Source organism: Vibrio sp. 1F169 (assembly GCF_041439605.1).
Taxonomy (GTDB): Bacteria; Pseudomonadota; Gammaproteobacteria; order Enterobacterales; family Vibrionaceae; genus Vibrio; species Vibrio tasmaniensis_A.
Genome location: NZ_JBGOOI010000004.1, coordinates 1 through 16,229 on the forward strand (window position 1 = coordinate 1; position 16,229 = coordinate 16,229).

Here is a 16,229-nt window from a genome sequence, read left to right on the forward strand (position 1 = left end):
TCAACACTTGGGATTTAGTGTTGGCTACGCAACACCTTAATCCTTATTTGTTAGCTTACTACAACAAAGTAAACGAAAAACTGGTATTAGAAATATTTTTCGTAGTTATCAATCTGTCAGGTAAATCCACACCTACAGCTTCTGAATACTTATCAATGACTTCGTCTATTCTTTCTTTCGTTACAGTTGGGTAGATCCCCAAGCACCACATGCTGCGCAGGTCATTCTCGGATTGCTTGAGTTTCCAGATTTTTTGGATATCCGCCATCATGCCTTTGACACACGACGCAGCACTCTGGTTTTGCTTAACCTCAAGCGCAATATAGCTACTGCGCGAGCTCCGCTTCTTTCTTATCAAAAAGTCTATATACATTCGTTCTTGGTAACCCGACATTCTTTTATCGATTGAGTACCCAAATTCTCGAATAATTTCACTTACATTTTTATGCTGCTGCAAAAAGCTCGCAAACTCGATCTGGAACCAAATTTCCCATCCCGTAAATTCATGCTGGTTTATCAAATTAAACTTATTTTGCACTTCCTCTTGTTCAAAGAAGCATTCCACTAAACTTAGAACAAATTCAAAGTCATCTTTCACAGCTACAATTACCCTCGTGTAAGCTAACAGTTCTTAGACAGAAAAATTCTGCATTTAAATATAGAATTTTTCTATCTAGTTTCATATGCACGGCACTCTACCATGATTAATCACAGTATTTCAGTGACTTAAAACATAGATAAGCTCATTGAATGACAAAATGCAGAATATTTCTATATAGTATGGTTTTAGCGAAAACCTCACTAAACTGTACGTAAACACAGTACCCACCTTACATACCCCAAACACAAAAAAACCTGCCATTTATGCGAAAATAAATGGCAGGCTTTATACGTTAGTTACGCTTGTGAATTGCTAGCTTACGCCGCTTCGAATGCGAGGGCCTTCTTCTCTACCTGACGGAAGACCAGCGTTAATACACCATTCACGGCTAGGTAGAATGCGCCAGCAATGCCGAACACTGTTAGCGTGTCGTAGGTTTGGCCGTTGATACGCTGAGCGTAACCCATCAAATCCATGATGGTGATGGTGCTTGCCAGTGATGTACCTTTGAAGACTAGAATCACTTCGTTCGAGTATGCTGGAACGGCGCGACGTAGAGCGTATGGCAGTAACACTTTAAGCGTTGCGATTTTGTCCATGCCTAATGCGCGACATGCTTCCCACTGCCCTGCTGGAATCGCGTTGAATGCGCCTCTGAACAGTAGCGTGCTGTATGCCGCGGTGTTCAATGCTAGTGCTAACATTGCGCAGAACCAAGGTTGGCTAAGCCATGCCCATAGGAAGCTTTCACGAATCCAATCGAATTGACCCGGGCCGTAATACACCAAGAAGATCTGAACCAACAATGGTGTGCCGGTAAACAGAGTAATGATGCCACGTGTTAACCAGTGAATCGCCGGTATTCTTAGGATTAGCGTTACCGTCATCAGCAATGACAAGATACAACCAACAAGCAATGAAGCACCTGTGAGTTGAAGACTGGTCACTAAGCCTTCAAGCATTTGAGAGAGGTATTGTTGATTCATGCCATTGCCCCTTTGTTACCCAAACCTTGAATAGAGAACTTACCATCAATCACTTTTACCAATCTTTGTGTGATTAAAGTGATGACCAAATAGATTGCTGCTGCTGTCGCGTACCAAGTGAATGCTTCGTGCGTAGCTGCTGATGTTAATTGCGCTTGTTTCAATAGATCGGTTACGCCAATCAATGAAACCAGTGCTGTGTCTTTCAATAACACTAACCATTGGTTGGTTAACCCTGGTAGCGCGTGTCTTACAGCTTGTGGCAATACGACTCTGAAGAAAGCATGAGATTGCGAAATACCAAGCGCACTTGCTGCTTCTCTCTGGCCTTTGCTTACTGCTTTCAACGCACCACGAATAGTTTGCGAAGCGTAAGAAGCAAAAATAAGTGACAGTGCAACAACACCAGATAAGAACGGGCTCACTTCTATGAAGTCGCCTGTGATCATGAACAGAACTTGTGTCGAACCAAAGTAGATAAACAGTACGACCAGAATTTCTGGTAAACCACGAACAATCGTCACAAATGCAGTCGTTGGCCATTTGATTGCAATACGACGAGACATCTCACCACTTGCAAACAACACTGCTAGAACCAATCCAACCAATAGGCTTACGAACGCAAGCTGAACTGTCATCCAGCTTGCTTCGACGAGCCCTAAAGAGTAACCCGTTAATTCCATAAATTACTTACCGAAGTACTTGTTAAAGATCTTGTCGTATTCGCCGTTCGCTTTCACTGCTGCAAGTGCAACGTTAAGCTGGTCTACAAGTTCTTGGTTACTCTTGTTTACTGCGATACCAAAGCCGTTACCGAAGTACTCTTGGTTTGTTACTTGGTCGCCTACATACGTTAGGTTGTCTTGCTTTTTGAACCATTCAGCTACTACCGCTGTGTCACCAAATACTGAATCGATACGACCGTTTTTCATGTCGATGAATGCATCTTGGTAGCTTGAGTAAGGTACCGCTGTTACGCCAGCCATTTGCTCAAGTAGGAAGCTCTGGTGAGTTGAACCGTTTTGAACGCCAACACGCTTACCTTCTAGTGCTGCTTGGTCTGCTACTTTACCTTCAATAGAGATGAATGCTGCCGAGTTGTCGTAGTAAGCGTTAGAGAAGTTTACTTGTTTAAGACGCGCTTCAGTGATGTCCATTGCCGAAATAGCGGCATCGTAACGTTTGAATTTAAGCGCTGGGATCAAGCTATCGAACGCTTGGTTGTGAAAAGTACAAGTTGCTTTCATCTCTTCACAAAGTGCGTTTGCTAGGTCTACGTCAAAACCTTGGATTTGGTTGTTCTCGTCCATGTATTCGAATGGTGCGTAAGTCGCTTCCATTGCGAATTTGATTTCGTCTTGTGCCGATGCATTAACAGCCATGCCTGCAGAAGAAAGGCCGATAAGTGAAGCTAGTAGAATCTTTTTCATTTTGTTACTCCGAATCTGTGTGATTTTGACCTGTGGCCATTTTTATAATTTGATTGTTTTAATCGATGTTGTGTTTAGCTAAATCTAGTGAGTCAACTTAGGTTTAATGCGTAAGATACTCGGCAAACTCGGGGGTCTGCGGGTTAACGAATGAATCGCTGGTGCCGTGTTCAACGATGTACCCTTTTTCTAGATACAGAACGTGGCTAGCAATCTTCTTCGCGAAATCAACTTCGTGTGTCACAACCACTTGAGTAATGCCCGTTCCACTCAACTCTTTAATAATGCTCACAACTTGGTTGGTGATCTCAGGATCAAGCGCCGCTGTTGGTTCATCAAACAACAACACATCCGGTTTCATCATCAGCGCACGTGCAATCGCAACACGCTGTTGTTGACCACCAGACAGTTGAAGTGGCCAAGCGTCTGCTTTGTCGGCAAGTTGAAGTGTCTTTAGTACTTCTTGAGCTTGCTTAATCGCTTCTTGCTTATCTAAACCCGCTACTTTGGTGGGAGCTTCAATTAAGTTTTCCATCACCGTCATATGTGGCCACAAGTTGTATTGTTGGAACACCATGCCAACTTTACGACGAAGTTTAAGCCCCTGCTTTTCTTGGATCTGGCTTGAAAAATCGAATTGCTCGTTCGCAATGTCTAATTCGCCGTTGTCCGCGATTTCTAACAGGTTCAATACACGCAGTAATGAACTCTTGCCCGCACCGCTTGGGCCAAGCAATACCAAGGTTTCGCCACTTTCACAGTCAAAGCTGATGTCATGAAGAACTTGGGTATTACCGTATGATTTGTTGATGCTCTTTACTTGAATACTCATGCCACAATACTGCATTAATTATCATTTGTTGGTTATTCTATTCAATTCGATGTTTTATGCAAGAAAAATGTATAAAAAACTGTTTTGTTGAATTTTTGTAACGAGAGTTGCGCAAAAAACAGTCGCTATAACTGGTCTTATAACCAAAAATCACAAGTTACTGATAAGCTTGATATCGAGGAAAAAGCAAACGTTTCTCTTCCAATTAAAAAATCAGTACAAGATCTAAGAACCTGTAGCTTCCATTAGCTATTGGCTTACGCTCACATGCATAAAAATTAGAATCAAATAGCTCGTTTGATCTTTATTTCAAGCGCCACTAAATGCTTAATGTTCCTTTTGAACAGTAAGATTCCCTCACTTGCTAGGCATCAAAGTCCGAAAATTGAGTATCCTAGGAAGCATCAGTCAGCGATGCGTGCTTTAATGGTTTCTCTTGTAAGCAACAAACATTTACGAACGACTAGCACTTAATTCGTGACATGTACGTACAAACAACAAGCCATCTACTCTTAAAGCGACAACACATTAAGGCAGTCATATGCAAAACGACGTCTCTTCTACGCGTGACTCTACTCAGCGAACGGCTCAACGATCGACTAAAAAAGCGCCACAACCCAAACCTGAGAAGAAAAGCCTCAGTATTTTATTTGAGCTCAGCAAATTTATTCAGCCCTATAAAGGCCGTGTGATTGCAGCATTGATTGCGTTGATCTTCACGGCGAGCTTAACCCTTTCAGTCGGACACGGTATTCGTCTTCTTATCGACCAAGGCTTCAGTCAACAATCGTTATCAGATTTAGGCAGTGCGATTCAATTCATCATGGTTGTAGTCGTGTTGATCTCGATTGGCACCTTTTTCCGCTTCTATTTAGTCTCTTCTGTTGGGGAGCGTGTGAGTGCAGATATTCGCCTGTCGGTTTTCAATCACGTGGTGACACTTCATCCGAGTTACTTTGAAACCAATGGCAGTGGCGACATCATGTCGCGTATCACAACCGACACAACTCTGCTTCAAAGCATTATTGGTTCGTCGTTTTCTATGGCGATGCGTAGCGCATTAATGTGTATTGGCGCAATCATCATGCTGTTCGCGACCAACATTAAGCTAACGCTGATCGTGTTGGCCTCTGTGCCGTTTATCCTGATTCCGATTTTGGTATACGGTCGACGAGTGAGAGCCCTATCTCGCCAAAGCCAAGATTCGATGTCTGATGTGGGTTCTTATGCTGGCGAAGCGATTGAGCATATTAAAACGGTGCAAAGTTATAGCCGAGAAGCACAAGAGAAAGCGTCATTTGCGATTGAAGTGGAAAAAGCATATGAAATTGGTCGCCAACGTGTAAAACAGCGCGCGATTCTTATCTCTGGTGTGATTGTTATCGTGTTCAGTGCGATTGCAGGCATGCTTTGGGTTGGTGGCAGCGATGTCATCAACGGCACGATGTCGGCGGGTGATCTGGCTGCATTTGTCTTCTATGCGATCATGGTTGCTTCATCGCTAGGTACGATTTCTGAAGTGATGGGTGAATTGCAACGTGCTGCAGGCGCAACAGAGCGTTTGATCGAGATTCTACAAGTTGAAAGCCACATTGTTGCGCCTGTAGAAAACCCAACGTCACTGGATAACGTGACACCAGAAGTCGCTTTTGATGATGTGACCTTCTGTTACCCATCAAGGCCGGACCAGCCCGCAACAAGCAACCTCACGCTAACGGCCCATGAAGGTAAAGTGTTGGCATTGGTTGGCCCGTCTGGCGCAGGTAAAACCACCCTATTCGAACTGCTGCAACGTTTCTACGACCCACAAGTGGGCAAAGTGACGTTAGGCGGTGTTGAACTGAATCAGTTTGATCCGAATGAACTGAGAAAGCAGATGGCGCTTGTACCGCAGCAACCCGCCCTGTTCAGTAACGATGTGTTCCATAACATTCGATATGGGAACCCAGAAGCAACGGACGAACAAGTTATCGAAGCGGCAAAAAAAGCGCACGCACACGAGTTCATCCAAAACCTACCTGAAGGCTATCACAGCTTTCTTGGTGAACGCGGTGTGAGATTGTCTGGCGGTCAGCGTCAGCGTATCGCAATCGCTCGTGCCATCTTAAAAGATCCGAATATTCTATTGTTGGACGAAGCAACCAGTGCGCTAGACAGTGAAAGTGAGCATCACGTTCAACAAGCTTTAGAAGAGTTAATGCGTGGCAGAACGACCATCATTATCGCGCACCGTTTATCAACAATTAAACACGCAGACCAAATTGCGGTACTCGATAAAGGACAGCTAGTAGACATCGGCGACCACCAGTCTCTCATCAATAGCTGCGAATTGTACCAACGCCTAGTTGAACTGCAATTCAAACACCTTAATCGCTAAGTTATGGAGCAAATGCGTTCAAGTCATTAAGTAATGAAAGACTAAGTCCCTGACATTGCGTGGTTTCAAGCTTCAAAAACTTAAATCAGACGTGTTGCAGTTTTGTTAATTTAACGGTAGGGTTTTTATTCCAATAACAACTTATCCCGATGAAGGATAAGCAGATAACGTTAATTACCCAGATAACACTAACTACACAGATAAAAATAAGAGAGTTCGCATGGAAGCACTATTATCTGACTACCCGGTAGTAACAGAAATCCCTGTCGCTTGGGGAGAAATGGACGCGCTTAATCACGTTAACAACGCCGTATATTTTCGTTATTTCGAAACTGCTCGCTTAGATTTTTTCAAGCATGTCGAGCTGATGGAAGAGATGGCGATTACCAAAGTTGGCCCTGTTCTTGGCGACACTTATTGTAAATATTTCAGACCAGTCACGTATCCAGACACGCTGATGATTGGTTCGCGTGTTACAGACATTCAAGACGACCGCTTCACCATGGAATACGCGATCGTCAGTAAGGCTCAACAGAAGCTGACGACAATCGGCACTGCGACCATCGTTATGTTCGATTTTGCTTCAAACCAAAAAGCGCTGCTTTCACTGCGTTTAACCAATGAAATCGAGAAGATGAACACGTTAAAGAGCCCATGCTTCAAACAGGAAGCTGTGACGGAATAACGTATTCGCTGATTCAGAATACTCAGATACAGAAAGGCCACTCGATTGAGTGGCCTCTTGTTTATTGGTTCAGAGTGATTATAAGCGGTTAAGCCTTATAGACCTTTAGTGTTATAAGCCTTGAACCCTATAGACCTTGCACGTATTGAGCGTTAGTTCGAACTTCAACCATCTGCTCTAGGTTCTGTTGTGAACCATCAACGCCGTCAATCAAACCTTGGAAGTGTTTGATAAGCTCTACTTTGTCTTGTACTTCTTTCGAACCCGCACCGATGTTGGTTAGGTCGATGAAGAACTCGTCGAACAGACCAGAGAAATCCGTTACAGCGTCATGGTTTAAGAACTGCTCGTGGTTGTAAATGCTTGGGTAGCCGCCCTTCTGCTTATCAACCGCGAAAGAGATACCTTTCACGTTGGTTATCGTGGTCGCTTTCTCACACTTCAGCATACAACCGGCTTCAATGCTTGGCTTGTTACAACCTACCGTTCTTTGGAAGAAACACTGACGGCTGGTCATCATCAAAATTGGGTGGTAGATGCTGTAGAACAGTTTGAAGTTCTCTGGACGGCGAATATGACGAATCTGACCTTTGTTGATCTCGTTCGAAATGAAAGCGCCGGCACAGTTTAGCTCTTCTTTCAGCGTAACCAATGCGTGAGAGTTTGTGGTGTTCATGAACGGGCCTGCTACCCACTCAATTCCCATCTCGTAAGCTTTGTAGGCAATACCCGTGTTGTTGGTCACGATGCGAGCTGGCTTGATCTCTTCAAGGATACGAACTGCTTCATCGTAATCTTTGCCGATCAATACTGCAGGGAACCAAGGAATCAAACGTGGGTTTGCTGCCAAGATATCGATGTACTTGTTACAACGCTTCTTGAAGCTTTCAGGCAGTTTGAAGTATACATCCGCGTCAGTTACGTCACACAGGTGCAAATCTTCCACATCAGCGATAAGCATCGACATGGTTGGCTTCTCGTTCACCTTCGGTTGCTGAGGCAGTGCTGGCACTTCAACGTGCTTAATCACTTTCACAGAACCATTTAAGATGAAATCGATTTCGTCTTTTAAGACCGACACTTCTTTCAAAGGAAGAATCAGACCTTCATCTAAGTTGTCGTAGTTACAGTTTTCAAGCGTATGAACAGCACTCTTCACTGACTTGAAACGCTTTTCAAGTAACGCCTGAGTAATCGCAGTCTCTTTAGCTGTTGCCAACAACGATTGAGATTGAACCGTAAAGTTTTCTTTTGGTGTGTTCACTGTCACCGTAAATGGTTGACCCACCTTAGCGCTAAACGACAATGACACCGGTGTTTTACTAATATCAAGGAACTCGATCTTGTCGCGCATTTCACTACCTAGCGCATTTTTAGCTTCATAAAGATCGCTAGTTACTTCTTGAATTTGCACAACAGAGATTTCATTGTTCTCTTTCGTCGCTTTATCTACAGCATAATTCATGCTGTTGTCGCGAGGGTTATCGATGAACATGTCTTTCGTTAGGTTGCCCTTAAGGAAAGAGTTGGTGAAATCACGGTTGAATACTTTGTGTAGGTTCGAATCGTCTTCGATCAACAAACCACTTTCTACAAAGCTATCAATCTGTTTGCGCCACGTCTCTACCACAGTGTATACGTAGTGTGCGCCTTTAATACGGCCTTCTACTTTCAACGAGTCAACTTTCGCGTCAACCAGTTCAGGTAGGTCGTAGTAAGCGGAGTTATCTTTCAAGTTCAGTGGAAACTTGTTGCCTGCGTTGGTGATTTCGTATTCATCACGACACGCTTGGCTACAACGCCCACGGTTACCTGAGTTACCCACACTTACTGAGCTTGAGTAACATTGACCAGAGAATGCGATACACAAAGCGCCATGTACGAACACTTCAGTCAATACATCGTGATCGTGTGCCACTTCCGTCAGCATTTTGATTTCTGGTAGGTTCAATTCACGAGACAAGTTAACGCGCGTCGCGCCAATCTTAGACAAGAACTTAATCTGGCCTTCGTTGTGCGTCGTTAACTGAGTCGATGCGTGAACATCTAACGATGGGAAATGCTTTTTCACCAAATCAAACAAACCAAGATCTTGAACGATGATGCCGTCTAGTTTGGTGTTCACCAGTTGGTTCAGCAATTTAGTGATAGTCTTAATTTCATGCTCCAGCAGCACAACGTTAAGAGTCAGAAACACTTCACAACCATATTCATGAGCAAGGCGAATCACACCATTCAACTCATCTAACGAAAGGTTAGAGGCTCTGTTACGAGCGTTGAAGGTGTCTAAACCACAATAAACCGCATTGGCACCGGCCACGATAGCGGCTTTAATCGCCTCGACATCGCCACCTGGGGCTAATAACTCAATCTTTCTGCTCATTTTTGAAGTCGCTCACTTACTTATAATTTTTAAGGCGCGTATTCTACCTACAACACGATCTCTTTACCACCTAACAACACTTTCCAAACTAAATGACCTCAATAATGCCAAACGAATTCGATTTACCTATCCTTTATTCTTTAAGACGCTGCCCTTACGCTATGCGAGGCAGGATGGGCATCGCACTATCACAGCAGAAAGTGTTACTTCGAGAAATTATTACCAAAGATAAGCCTAGCGAACTATTGGCAAGTTCGCCAAAAGGCACTGTTCCAGTATTGGTATTGCCTGATGGTCAAATCATAGAACAGAGCTTAGATGTGATGAACTGGGCGCTTCAACAAAACGATCCTCAAGATCTTCTGCGCTTAAGCAATCCAATACTTAGCGAGCAAGTCCAACAACTCATCGAAACCAACGATGAAGAATTCATTGGTCACTTAGAGAAATACCGCGCTTCAGTGCGTTACCGAAACATCGATAGTGAACAACGCAGACAAGCCTGTGAAGGATTCATCAGCAAGTTAGAGGCATTACTCACCAATCAGCCTTATTTCTTTGGAGAAACGCCAAGCCTCGCCGACTTTGCTGTGATGCCGTTTGTTAGCCAGTTCGTAAGAGTCGAGAAGAAGTGGTTTGTGCAATCTGAATATCAGAACGTAGGACGTTGGTTAAGAGCGCACCTCGACAGTAAGCTCTACACCCAAGTCATGAAGCAATACCCTTTGTGGAATGAAACCAAGCAAGATTGTGTTTTTGGGTAGCATTAAGTCGCTATGAATTGCTGGAGATAACTCCATATTGCTGAAGATTGCCGAAGATGACTGAAAACAGTTCTAAATAAGCATAGACAGCTCTCTATTGTTATGAAAATCGTGACACTGAATCGCAAGCGATGCTATTGATGGCATATTAGATATCAACGAAAATCGCATTTCACTCAATCACAACGTTAGTTTGAAATGCGCTATGCCAAAAAACAAAGTAAACACATTCAACACACCTAACCCCGATTTTAAAGGGTTCGCGAAAGTTTCACTGTTAGTGGCCTTCTCGCTTGCCCTTTCAGGCTGTAGCGCGAAAAACAAAGCAACCAACACAAGCCCATCTGCTGCGCAGCAGAATCAAACCTACACGGCGAAAAGCTTCAATAAACCCAATAGCAAAGTTACGTTGATCCTCTCTTTTTCTGGTGGCGGCACACGAGCGGCTGCGCTCTCATATGGTGTGTTGCAAGCATTGCGCGACACCAACATCCAAGTAAATGGTGAAACGGTCAATCTGTTAGAAGAAGTTGATATGATCAGTTCGGTATCCGGTGGCAGCTTTACCGCCGCGTATTATGGTTTGTATGGTGACCAGATATTCGAAGATTACGAAGAAACGTTCCTTTATCACGAAGTCTCAAAAGATCTGTTCTCCATCCTTTTATCTCCGACTTATTGGTTCTCGTACGCCACCAGAACAGACAAAGCCACCGACTATTACAAAGCCAACATCTTCGGTGAAAGTACATTTGCCGACATGCACCGAGAAGATGCACCCTACATTGTTATTAACGCGACCGACATTTCAACGGGTTCGCGTTTTTCATTCACACAAGAGTATTTTGACCTCATATGTTCAGACTTGAACAGCTATTCAGTGTCCAGTTCGGTGACGGCTTCTTCTGCTGTGCCTTTCGTTTTCACACCTGTGGTACTAGAAAACAAAAATGACTGTGATAAATCAGAGCATTTACAACCCTCGTTTGAGGCCACAAGTTACCGCAACCGAAATCTGATCAAATCGCTAGAGTCCTATAGCAATAAGGATGATGTGAGTTATCTCCACCTTGTGGATGGCGGGATTACTGACAACCTCGGTTTGCTATCGGTATATGAGATGTCTGAATACTTGCGTTACAACGACAACGAAGAGTTGAAAAACTTGTACGACAACCAACACGCGCGCCCTATTGTCATCATTTCGGTTGATGCATCGACGACGCCAGAATCTGGCATTGGAGAGTCGATTGAAGCACCTTCCATGAAACAAACGGTGGATGTCATCACCGATATACAGTTGCATCGCTACAACGATACAACAAAAGATTTGATCGTTGACGAGTTGCAATCTTGGCAAGAACTGGCCTCTTATCAAGGTCGTAAGGTTTCACCCTACTTCATTGAGATCAGCTTGAATAAATCAGACAACAGCGCAAAGCGATATTTGCTCAATCAAATTCCGACGGACTTTATGATAGACAAAGAAAACGTCGACCTATTGATTGAAGAAGGTAACAAACAACTTGTTGCCGATCCGGAATTCCGAAACTTCTTATCATTTGAACGCAACAAATAATGCTAATCTAGTTGCTTATTAAAGCGCAATTTGGCAACTAAAGTTACGTCATAACTTCACCTTTACAAGGATCACTATGGAATTTGAAAACAACATCTTACATCTCGGGTCATTCTTTGCAGTGACCATGGGGATCGTGGTTCTATTTGTCGGACGAAGGCTGAATCAAGTCATCGGTTTTTTGAAAGAGTTCAGCATCCCTGAACCTGTCTCTGGTGGGATTTTGGCATCGCTTCTGTTCGCGGTTTTATACGCGACGACCTCAATCGAAGTGCAGTTTGATCTGTTTGCCCGCGATGTATTATTGGTCTACTTCTTTACCACGATTGGGATTAACTCAAGTTTGAAAGACCTGTTCAAAGGCGGAAAGCCCTTGGTGATTTTGCTAGCAATCACTATCTTCTTCATGATCATGCAGAACATCGTCGGTATTTCTGTCGCATCAATGTTTGGCCTAGAGCCTGTCTTTGGCCTGCTCAGCGGAAGTATTTCACTGATTGGCGGACATGGTACCGCGATTGCTTGGGCACCCAAGGTTGCAGAAGAATTCGGCCTAGAAAGCGCAATGGAAATTGGTATCGCCAGTGCAACGTTCGGGCTGATTTTAGCCAGCCTTATGGGCGGTCCTATTGCAAAGTTTCTCATCAAGCGTCATAACCTCAAACCTACCGATGAGCAATCAGGCTCAATCGATTCAAAGGCCAAAAAGCAACAACAAGCTCTCACATCATTTCAATTTTTGGACGCCGTATTAGCGATCCATATTTGTGTCATTGTCGGCGCGTTGCTTAATGAATTGATCAGTCAAACAGGATTACAACTTCCACTGTTCGTATCGTGTTTGTTTGCGGGTATCGTGATCACCAACGTAATGCCAGACTCCTACCCAAGAATCTCGGGCGCAAAATGGCCGACACGCTCGCCCGCTATCGACTTAATTGCTGAAATCTCTCTGGGTACATTTTTGGCGATGTCATTAATGAGCATGCAGCTTTGGACGCTCATTGACTTGGCGGGTCCTATCTTCGCGATATTGGCAATGCAGCTGCTACTGGCCGTGATAATCAATATCTTCATCGTGTTCCCATCAATGGGTAAGACCTATGATGCGGCTGTTGTATGTGCTGGGTTCGGAGGGATTTCGTTAGGTTCAACACCGACAGCCATGGCGAACATGTCGGCAGTAAGTCAGAAGTATGGGCATTCAGCACAAGCCTTCATCATCGTGCCATTGGTATGCGCGTTCTTCATTGATTTAGCGAACGCACTGATTATTCCTTACTTCATGAGAATGATGTAGCTGACCTTTGTTAACACGGTACACCACAATTTGTTAAAGCGGTGTACCGCAATTTATTTAGGCGGTATACCCCAATAAAAAGAGCCGCTCATACAGAGCGACTCTTTTACTAATGACTCAATTTGACTATCACTAACGACAACCCAAAGCTTATTGAATCGCTATCGAAATCTCGACTTCAGTTTCGCCTTTGTAAAATTCAAAGTCTGTCGTGTAAGTTCGAACATGTGGGCAATCTGCTGCGTTGAAGTACGCCCACACTTCGCCCCATAAATCGATGACCGCTTGAGGAAGTTCACCTTCAGCAGAAAACGTTAAGTATTTGCCTGCTTGTATTTCGGTTTCTACAAGCGCATCTAAATTGTTATCGGTAAGTGCATTGGTACATGCAATAACATCAAACTCACCAGTAAAATCCGATTGGTAATTGGTGTAGACACCATACACTTTTGAATCTGGTGTCAGCTTAGGAAAAGCTTGATCGAAAAAACCTTGCCATAATTGACCTATCTTTGCTTTTGTTGGATCAATCTCATCGGTATTAGTGGTTCTTACTGAAAACCCGTACGCCTTTACGGCTTCAATCGTTTCTACTTTCATTCGTTTTATTCCTAAGCCAATCGACGTTTTAACTATGTAAAATCTTAACTAATCTTGTATCTCTTTGTGGCCACACTTTTCACAGACAAGATGACGAGAAAACTCATCCATTGACGCGATAAACGGGCCAAGGAACCAACCTTTTATCATGCCTGCCCAAAACTCGCTTCGCTTTTGGTTAGGTTTGTCTGCAAACGCACTGGTCTTTCTGACCAACACAACAACGTGTTGTGTGTCTTCTCTGCACGCGGTGCAATAGCATTGTTCTATGGTGTTATTCATTTGAAAGCCTATGACGTTTTGAATGAAATTTGCTGAAAATGAGGATTGTTGACACAGACTTCTAGTGTGGAAAGATCAGTGAGTACGACAAGTTGTTCTATACCTTGAATACTGACCTTAATGCACTCTTCACGGCTATCATTGCGTTGAGTATCTAATCCGACACATTCAATCTGCTCGCCAGACTTCAGCGTTAATTTGATTGGGTATCGGTGCATACACACAATCTCAATATAATCGTAATCGTTGCAACTAATCATAATACCCCTCCAATTCATCCACCACGCTAATGCGACACGCCATACTATGCAATATGCATATAATCAATCATTTACCCAAATCACATTGATGCTCGTCCGAAACTAAACTTGCTTCTAAACCTACTTCTAAACTTAGCTTAATCCAGCTTAACCCATTCACGTTTCTTCTACTCACGCCTGCTTATTCTTTCATTGTTAAATAATAATCGAGAACAAAACAATGAAAACCATGAACCATTTACACGTGTTAGCTTTTTTAGGCTTAGTCGCTTCAATGATGACGTTTAATGCAAGTGCCGCCTCAGAAATCGATGCGAGGCACTTTGCCAATGGCAAAGCCAAATACACGCAGCTTTGTCGGGTGTGTCATGGCGACAAAGGACACGGTGATGGCCCCACTGCCGCTTCATTGCCACACAAGCCCGCCAATATCGCTAATAAACTAGGCGGCTTTTTTACCAGTCCAAGTTCTTTGGCGGATGACATTTTAGAAGGTAACGTAGAACAAGATATGCCAGCATGGCAAGGTGTTATCACAAAGCAAGACGCGTTAGATGTCTTGTCATATATAGATTCAATTCAGTAAATTTTCACTTGTTTGAGCATTCTTGTATAAACACCATGAGGGGCTACATTGTCACGCGTGGCTATATCGGGGACTGCGATTACTTGATCGCTTTCCAATAATGATAAAGCCCGTTGATATCTGAAGAGCACATCAACGACATCGCGCCTTTGATCTGTTCTTCGCTCCACTCCCACCATTTCATTTCTAACAACTGAGCAATCTCAGTGTCATCGAATCGATAACGGATATGACGTGCAGGGTTTGAACCGACAATCGAGTATGGCGCTACATCTTTCGTCACAACCGCTCTACTCGCGATAATCGCCCCGTCACCAACCTTAACACCACTCATGATCATCGCTTCTGTACCGATCCACACATCATTACCAATCACAGTATCGCCAGAGCGTTCAAAGCCGTCGATCGCACCTTCAAACTTCTCGTCGTCTTGATAGAAAAACGGGAAAGTGCTGACCCACTGATTTTGGTGGCCTTGGTTGCCCGCCATCATAAATACGGCACCTGAACCAATCGAGCAATAACTGCCGATGATCAACTTGTCGATGTCTGTTCTATCAGGCAGCAGATAACGTGCACAATCATCAAAGCTGTGATTGTGGTAATAACCTGAATAGTAGCTATGTTCGCCCACGATGATGTTTGGGTTGGTCACTTGTTCTTTCAGTGACTTTCCGACAAACGGGCTCTCAAAATAGTTTTTCATGTTTGTACTCTTAGTTTCGTTCTTTTAATTAGGTACTTTTGTTGCGTGTTTATGGTTTTAACAGGTTTATCTTAGTGTAAATGCCAACGTGCCCTAACGACCGCCTGCAATATCAATAAACGAACCGGTTACATACGAAGCTTCGTCTGATAATAACCATGCGATAGAGTTAGCCACCTCTTCTGGTGTGCCGCCTCGTTGTAACGGTAGCTGCGAAGCGAGTCTGTCTACGCGATCAGGCTCTCCGCCATCTGCGTGCATCTCAGTATAAATACAACCTGGCCTTACGCCATTCACTCGGATATTACGTGAAGCCAATTCAAGCGATAAGCCTTTAGTGAGTGAATCCATCGCACCTTTCGATGCTGCGTAATCCACGTACTCAAACGGTGCGCCCGTTCGCGAAGCCGCAGACGATACATTCACAATCGAACCCGCACCGTCAGCTTGTTTGATAAAGGCTTTACTGCAAAGGAAGCAGCTTGATACGTTCGATTTCATCACCTTTTCAAAGCGATCCAATTCGATGTCAACCAAAGGTGACTGAGTAAATAGAATCCCGGCATTATTGACCAAGTGAGTCACTGGACCTAGCTTGTTACGAGCAATCTCGAATAAGGATTTCACGTCCGATTCAACAGACACATCCGCACGCACGCTTATGGCGGTTCCGCCTTGTTCACGAATCTCGTTCACTAGATCTTCAGCTCGAGACTCATTGTGTATGAAGTTAACACATACAGCATAGCCTTTACTGGCCAACAATTTAGATGTCGCCGCGCCAATGCCTCGGCTCCCGCCTGTTACAATCACTACCTTGTTCAATGAAACCTCCTAATGCCACTTGTTTGTTATAAC

Annotated in this window: 17 protein-coding genes; 6 read left to right on the top strand and 11 right to left on the bottom strand. The window is 43.9% G+C overall.

The features are described 5' to 3' along the window. Positions 1–58: 58 nt before the first annotated feature. From ACED53_RS02435 to artP, 5 genes are all read right to left on the bottom strand, one after another. The gene (locus ACED53_RS02435; protein ID WP_017100838.1) at positions 59–598 is read right to left on the bottom strand and encodes a hypothetical protein; all 540 of its coding nucleotides are present in this window, start codon (positions 596–598) and stop codon (positions 59–61) included. A 320-nt stretch (positions 599–918) separates the two neighbouring features. After that, the gene (artM, locus tag ACED53_RS02440; RefSeq protein ID WP_017100133.1) at positions 919–1,587 is read right to left on the bottom strand and encodes an arginine ABC transporter permease ArtM; all 669 of its coding nucleotides are present in this window, start codon (positions 1,585–1,587) and stop codon (positions 919–921) included. Beyond that, positions 1,584–2,270 carry an arginine ABC transporter permease ArtQ gene (gene artQ, locus ACED53_RS02445; protein WP_017100134.1) on the bottom strand — a complete coding sequence of 229 codons (687 nt, stop codon included), beginning with the start codon at positions 2,268–2,270 and terminating at the stop codon, positions 1,584–1,586. Before artQ ends, artM begins: the two co-directional genes overlap by 4 nt. A 3-nt stretch (positions 2,271–2,273) precedes the next feature. Then, positions 2,274–3,017, bottom strand: coding sequence for a lysine/arginine/ornithine ABC transporter substrate-binding protein (locus ACED53_RS02450; RefSeq protein ID WP_009846802.1), 744 nt, complete (start codon positions 3,015–3,017; stop codon positions 2,274–2,276). 103 nt (positions 3,018–3,120) lie between these two features. Next, positions 3,121–3,849: an arginine ABC transporter ATP-binding protein ArtP gene (artP, locus tag ACED53_RS02455; protein WP_009846803.1), complete on the bottom strand. Its 729-nt coding sequence runs from the start codon at positions 3,847–3,849 to the stop codon at positions 3,121–3,123. Between the two features lie 541 nt (positions 3,850–4,390). On the opposite strand from artP, the gene ACED53_RS02460 reads away from it, so the two are divergent. Together ACED53_RS02460 and ACED53_RS02465 are read left to right on the top strand one after the other, a co-directional pair. Continuing rightward, entirely contained in the window at positions 4,391–6,226 is a 1,836-nt protein-coding gene (locus ACED53_RS02460; RefSeq protein ID WP_017100135.1) for an ABC transporter ATP-binding protein/permease, read from the top strand. 220 nt (positions 6,227–6,446) lie between these two features. Then, entirely contained in the window at positions 6,447–6,911 is a 465-nt protein-coding gene (locus ACED53_RS02465; protein WP_009846805.1) for a thioesterase family protein, read from the top strand. Between the two features lie 127 nt (positions 6,912–7,038). Here ACED53_RS02465 and ACED53_RS02470 read toward each other — a convergent pair whose 3' ends face one another. Then, a complete protein-coding gene (locus ACED53_RS02470; RefSeq protein WP_017099909.1) occupies positions 7,039–9,294 on the bottom strand; it encodes a peptidase U32 family protein in 2,256 nt (751 codons plus the stop codon). 104 nt (positions 9,295–9,398) lie between these two features. On the opposite strand from ACED53_RS02470, the gene ACED53_RS02475 reads away from it, so the two are divergent. The 3 genes from ACED53_RS02475 to gltS all read left to right on the top strand — a co-directional run bounded on the left by ACED53_RS02475 (position 9,399) and on the right by gltS (position 12,937). Beyond that, positions 9,399–10,058: a glutathione S-transferase gene (locus tag ACED53_RS02475; RefSeq protein WP_017099908.1), complete on the top strand. Its 660-nt coding sequence runs from the start codon at positions 9,399–9,401 to the stop codon at positions 10,056–10,058. Positions 10,059–10,263: 205 nt separating this feature from the next. Then, positions 10,264–11,637 (top strand): patatin-like phospholipase family protein, encoded by a 1,374-nt coding sequence (locus ACED53_RS02480; RefSeq protein WP_017099907.1) that lies wholly within the window; start codon positions 10,264–10,266, stop codon positions 11,635–11,637. 76 nt (positions 11,638–11,713) lie between these two features. Then, entirely contained in the window at positions 11,714–12,937 is a 1,224-nt protein-coding gene (gltS, locus tag ACED53_RS02485; protein WP_017099906.1) for a sodium/glutamate symporter, read from the top strand. Between the two features lie 150 nt (positions 12,938–13,087). Here gltS and ACED53_RS02490 read toward each other — a convergent pair whose 3' ends face one another. Genes ACED53_RS02490 through ACED53_RS02500 form a run of 3 tightly spaced genes read right to left on the bottom strand, consistent with a single transcriptional unit; the run spans position 13,088 to position 14,079 of the window. After that, complete coding sequence (locus ACED53_RS02490; protein WP_029225367.1) at positions 13,088–13,537, bottom strand: GyrI-like domain-containing protein; 450 nt, start codon at positions 13,535–13,537, stop codon at positions 13,088–13,090. A gap of 48 nt (positions 13,538–13,585) precedes the next feature. Further along, positions 13,586–13,819 (bottom strand): hypothetical protein, encoded by a 234-nt coding sequence (locus ACED53_RS02495; RefSeq protein ID WP_004733848.1) that lies wholly within the window; start codon positions 13,817–13,819, stop codon positions 13,586–13,588. Positions 13,820–13,827: 8 nt separating this feature from the next. Beyond that, positions 13,828–14,079 carry a Rho-binding antiterminator gene (locus ACED53_RS02500; protein ID WP_029225366.1) on the bottom strand — a complete coding sequence of 84 codons (252 nt, stop codon included), beginning with the start codon at positions 14,077–14,079 and terminating at the stop codon, positions 13,828–13,830. A 220-nt stretch (positions 14,080–14,299) separates the two neighbouring features. Between ACED53_RS02500 and ACED53_RS02505 the strand changes: the two genes are divergently transcribed. Further along, positions 14,300–14,665 (top strand): cytochrome c, encoded by a 366-nt coding sequence (locus ACED53_RS02505; protein WP_017099904.1) that lies wholly within the window; start codon positions 14,300–14,302, stop codon positions 14,663–14,665. 79 nt (positions 14,666–14,744) lie between these two features. On the opposite strand, the gene catB is transcribed toward ACED53_RS02505, so the two are convergent. Together catB and ACED53_RS02515 are read right to left on the bottom strand one after the other, a co-directional pair. Continuing rightward, a complete protein-coding gene (gene catB, locus ACED53_RS02510; protein ID WP_017099903.1) occupies positions 14,745–15,371 on the bottom strand; it encodes a type B chloramphenicol O-acetyltransferase in 627 nt (208 codons plus the stop codon). Between the two features lie 93 nt (positions 15,372–15,464). Next, positions 15,465–16,196 carry a glucose 1-dehydrogenase gene (locus ACED53_RS02515; RefSeq protein WP_009846813.1) on the bottom strand — a complete coding sequence of 244 codons (732 nt, stop codon included), beginning with the start codon at positions 16,194–16,196 and terminating at the stop codon, positions 15,465–15,467. Positions 16,197–16,229 lie beyond the last annotated feature (33 nt).